5 protein-coding genes are annotated in these 3930 nt (G+C 74.7%); 3 read left to right on the forward strand and 2 right to left on the reverse strand.

From position 1 onward, the window contains the following. On the forward strand, positions 1 to 1230 hold a 1230-nt coding region (locus tag J1C73_RS14120), incomplete at its 5' end, for a carboxylesterase/lipase family protein (RefSeq protein ID WP_207316679.1). A 35-nt stretch (positions 1231 to 1265) separates the two neighbouring features. On the opposite strand, the gene J1C73_RS14125 is transcribed toward J1C73_RS14120, so the two are convergent. Then, positions 1266 to 2231: a CopD family protein gene (locus tag J1C73_RS14125; RefSeq protein WP_207316680.1), complete on the reverse strand. Its 966-nt coding sequence runs from the start codon at positions 2229 to 2231 to the stop codon at positions 1266 to 1268. Positions 2232 to 2448: 217 nt separating this feature from the next. On the opposite strand from J1C73_RS14125, the gene J1C73_RS14130 reads away from it, so the two are divergent. Next, on the forward strand, positions 2449 to 2859 hold the full coding sequence (locus tag J1C73_RS14130; protein WP_207316681.1) for an STAS domain-containing protein: 411 nt from the start codon (positions 2449 to 2451) through the stop codon (positions 2857 to 2859). Positions 2860 to 2908: 49 nt separating this feature from the next. Here the strand turns inward: J1C73_RS14130 and J1C73_RS14135 are convergent, their stop codons facing one another. Next, entirely contained in the window at positions 2909 to 3124 is a 216-nt protein-coding gene (locus J1C73_RS14135; RefSeq protein ID WP_123461777.1) for an EF-hand domain-containing protein, read from the reverse strand. Between the two features lie 145 nt (positions 3125 to 3269). On the opposite strand from J1C73_RS14135, the gene J1C73_RS14140 reads away from it, so the two are divergent. Further along, entirely contained in the window at positions 3270 to 3908 is a 639-nt protein-coding gene (locus J1C73_RS14140; protein ID WP_207316682.1) for a GNAT family N-acetyltransferase, read from the forward strand. The last annotated feature ends 22 nt before the right edge of the window (positions 3909 to 3930 follow it).

Raw genomic sequence — 3930 nt, forward strand, 5'->3', positions numbered from 1 at the left:
CCGGTGCGGGCGGGCGACGGCTGCCTCAACCTCAATGTGTGGACGCCGTCGCCCGCCCGCACCGGGCTGCCCGTCCTCGTCTGGATCCACGGCGGCTCACTGCTGCACGGCTCGTCCGCCGTCCCGCTGTACGACGGGGCCGCCTTCGCGCGCGACGGTGTGGTGCTCGTGTCGCTCAACTACCGGCTCGGCATCGAGGGCTTCGGGGTGTTCCCGGACGCGCCCGCCAACCGGGGGCTGCTCGACCAGCTCGCGGCGCTCGGCTGGGTCCGGGACAACATCGCGGGCTTCGGCGGCGATCCGGACCTGGTGACGGTGTGCGGGGAGTCGGCGGGTGCCATCAGCATCGGCGCGCTGCTCGCCGCGCCGCGGGCCCGGGGTCTGTTCCGGCGCGCGGTGCTGCAGAGCGGGGCCCCGTCCGCGCTCCCCCTGGACAAGGGCCGTCGCACCACCGAGCTGATCGCGAAACGGCTCGGGGTGGCGGCGACGGCGCGAGACCTGGCCGCCGTGGACCCGGCCGCGCTCCTGGCGGCGCAGACCTCGGTGACGAGCGGCGGCTCCCCGCTGACCGGCGGGAACTCCTTCCAGATCGTGGTGGACGGCGATCTGCTGCCCCGCGAGCCGGCCGAGGCGCTGCGGGACGGCGCCGCGTCCGGCGTCGATCTGCTGATGGGTTCCAACACCGAGGAGTACCGGCTCTGGTTCGTGCCCAGCGGGCTCACCGAACGGCTCTCCCGTACGAAACTCCGGCTGGCCCTGATGAAGTTCAAGGTGCCGGGCGCCACGGCCCGTACCTACCGCGCGAACCGGCCCGGCGCCACCCCCGGCGAACTGCTCGGCGCCCTCGCCACCGACCTGCTGCTGCGCGTACCGCTGAACCGGCTGGCGGACGCCCGCACCGGCGCGGTCGGCGGCACGCACCTCTACGAGTTCGGCTGGCCGTCCCCCGTCCAGCGGCTCGGCGCCTGCCACGGGCTGGAGATCGGCTTCGTCTTCGACAACCTGGACCGGCCGGACGCGGTCGCGCTCGCGGGCCGGGACGCCCCGCAGGAGCTTGCCGACGCGATGCACGCGGCATGGGTGCGGTTCGCCGTCTCCGGCGACCCGGGGTGGCCCGCCTGGGACGTGTCGCGTCCGGTGATGCTCTTCGGCCCCGGCGCCCCCGGGACGGTGCGCGCCCCGCGCGACGACGAACTGCGCGGCTGGGCGCCCTACCGCGGGCGGCGCTGAGCGGGCGGCCCCGGACCGGAAGCGCCCGGTGGCGGTCAGCGGGTGCTGAGCCAGTGCGGGTCGGGTACGACGGTCAGGACCGCCGACACCAGGACGACCGCCGCCAGGGCGACCAGTTCGCGGCGTGCCCGGCGCCGGGCGACCGCGGGGTCCGGGTCCGACCCCAGCCTCCGGCGCGCTCCCAGCGCCAGCGCGCTCACTACGGCCATCAGCGCCAGCTTGACCAGCAGGGCGCGCCCGTACGCCGAGGTGAGGACGACATCCGGCGGCAGTCGGCGCAGGGCGCTGAACGTGCCGGTCACCGCCAGGGCCGCGTACAGCCACCCGGCGAGCCGGGCGTAGCGGCCGAGCAGCGCGCGGGCAGCCCCGGGCCCGGTCCGCCGCCACAGCCGCATGGTGCGCAGCACCTGGAGCAGCCCGCCGCACCAGAGCGATGCGGCGGTCAGGTGGACGACGGTGAGCGCGGCGCCCACCACGGGGCTGTACGCCTCGGGGTGGGCGCGCAACGCCTCCGCGCCGATGACCAGGGCGAGCGGGGCGGCGGCCAGTGCCGGGCGGCTGCTCGCGGCGCAGCACGCGGCGAGGGCGAAGCCGTTGGCGGTGAGGAGGAGGAGCCCGCCCTCGCGGGTGCCGTAGGTCTCGACGAGGCCGAGATCGCTTATCTGGGCGAGCCGGAGGATCTGTCCGGCCGCGGCCAGTGCCCCGGCGACGGAGGCCGCCGCGGCCCAGCCGCGCGGTGCGGTTTCCGGCCGGTCGGGCAGCGAGCGGGCCAGCGCGGTGGCGGCGAGGCCGCCGAGGTGAACGGCGAGCGCGCCGAAGAGGACCGTACGCAGCAGGGTGGCGGTTCCGGCGGCGGGTATGCGCAGTTCACCGGTGCCGCGGGCGACGGCGGTGGCGCCCAGCAGAGCGGCCGCCACGGCCAGGAGGCAGGCCCCCGCCCTGATGAGTACGGCCGCCGCGGACCTGCGGCGGGCGGGTGCGGGCACACGTGAGTGGAGCACCGCCCACCCCCTTTCCTGACCGACAACCACACAAATAGCCCCCCGCCGTCCACGGCGCCATCGAACATTCACCCGGAAGGACGCATTACGAGAGGCTCGAACGTTTCTGCACCCCCACCCGCCGCGGGTCTCGGGTTAGGTTCACCGACTGTCACCTCACTGACAGCCACCCAGGCCCGGGTGCTTCCGCGGATTCGGCGCTGCGAGGAGAGGCATCATGACCGAGAGGCTGTCCCCCACGGCATCCCCTGCGCTGGTCCCCCTGCCCGAGCCGTGCGGCCGCGTCTACCGCAGGAACGGCCGGACGGTGGTGGCGCTGCGCGACGAGATCGATATCGCGACCGCGACCCTCATCGCACCGGCCCTCGACGTCGCCACGTCGGACGGGTCACCGCATGTGGTGGTCGACCTGACCGAGGTGAGTTTCCTCGACTGCTCGGGACTGACGCTGCTGTGCCGGGCCCGTCGGCGGGTGCTGGACCGGGACGGGCGGTTCTGGCTCGTCTGCGACTGCCCGAGGATCCTGCGGCTGCTGCGGGCCGGCCGGCTGCACGACCTGTTCCACCCGGTGGCGACGCCGGACGAGGCCTTCGACGGGGACGGTCCCGCCGGCCCGTCCGGCTCGTGAGGGAAGCGGGTCCGCGGCCCCCGGCCCGCCGGCCGGGGGTCCTCGGCCGTCAGCCCTTGTTCTGCGCGGCCCAGAACTCGTCGAAGGTGAGGAGGCCGTCACCGTTCGCGTCGTGGGAGTTGATCACGGCCTGCGCGACCGGCTCGGTGACATAGGGGTCCCCCAGCTGAGCCATGACGCTCTTGTACTCGGCAGCCGATATCAGCCCGTCGCCGTTCAGGTCGAACCGCTCGAACGCCTTGCGCGCCGACTCGATGTCCGCCACTGTTCCGCCCCTTCGTAATGCCTATATGACGGAGGTCAGATTAACGGGCCTGACGGATGGCGATCGCGGCGGCCGGTCATCGATCATGGGTGGGTCCGTCCGCCGCCCGGCGGGCGGTGGCCCGGAGCGGGGAGAGTACGGCGCGATGACCGATGCACTGGCGGGGATCCTGGCAGCCGCGGCGCAGGGGCGGTTTCCGCCGCCGGACGGGGCCACGACGGTGGTGCGGCAGCCGAACGTACGGGATGCCGGGGTGCTGGCGTTCACCGCGCACTCGGTGGTGTTCACGGACGAGGACCCGCGGTGGGTGCGGGCCGCCCTGGGCGCCACCCCCGGTGACGCGCTCGCCGCGACGATGAATCCGCACTTCCTGGGCGCGCTGCTGGCCCGGACCGGCCGGCGGATGAACACGATCGACCTGCTCACGGTCGCACCCGCGCTGCCGGGTGCACCGGAGTTGGAGCTGCGGGAGATCCGCGACCCCGGACACCCCCGGGTGGCGAGGGCGATGAAGTTCCGTGACGAGGTGCGGGTCTGGGGGGCCGAGGGCGGTGTGCTGATCCTCGGACGCGGCGTCGCGGGGCGCTGGGAGACCGCGATCGAGGTGGCCGAGGAGGCGCGCGGGCAGCGGCTCGGCGAACGGCTGGCGCGGGCGGCCCGGCATCTGGTGCCGGACACGGTGGTGTGGGCGCAGCAGTCGCCCGGCAACGCCCGCAGTGTGCGGACGTTCCAGGCGGCGGGCTACCGGCCGGTGGGCTCGGAGGCGCTGCTGATCGAGGGGTGAGCCACCGGCCGGCCGGTGGGCA

Origin of the sequence: Streptomyces laculatispora (genome assembly GCF_017353455.1) — a bacterium.
GTDB lineage: Bacteria > Actinomycetota > Actinomycetes > Streptomycetales > Streptomycetaceae > Streptomyces > Streptomyces laculatispora.

Excerpts from the sequence above, each read along its gene's own strand:
- J1C73_RS14130 (WP_207316681.1), top strand. The coding sequence starts at position 2,449 with ATGACCGAGAGGCTGTCCCCCACGGCATCCCCTGCGCTGGTCCCCCTG.
- J1C73_RS14140 (WP_207316682.1), top strand. The coding sequence starts at position 3,270 with ATGACCGATGCACTGGCGGGGATCCTGGCAGCCGCGGCGCAGGGGCGG.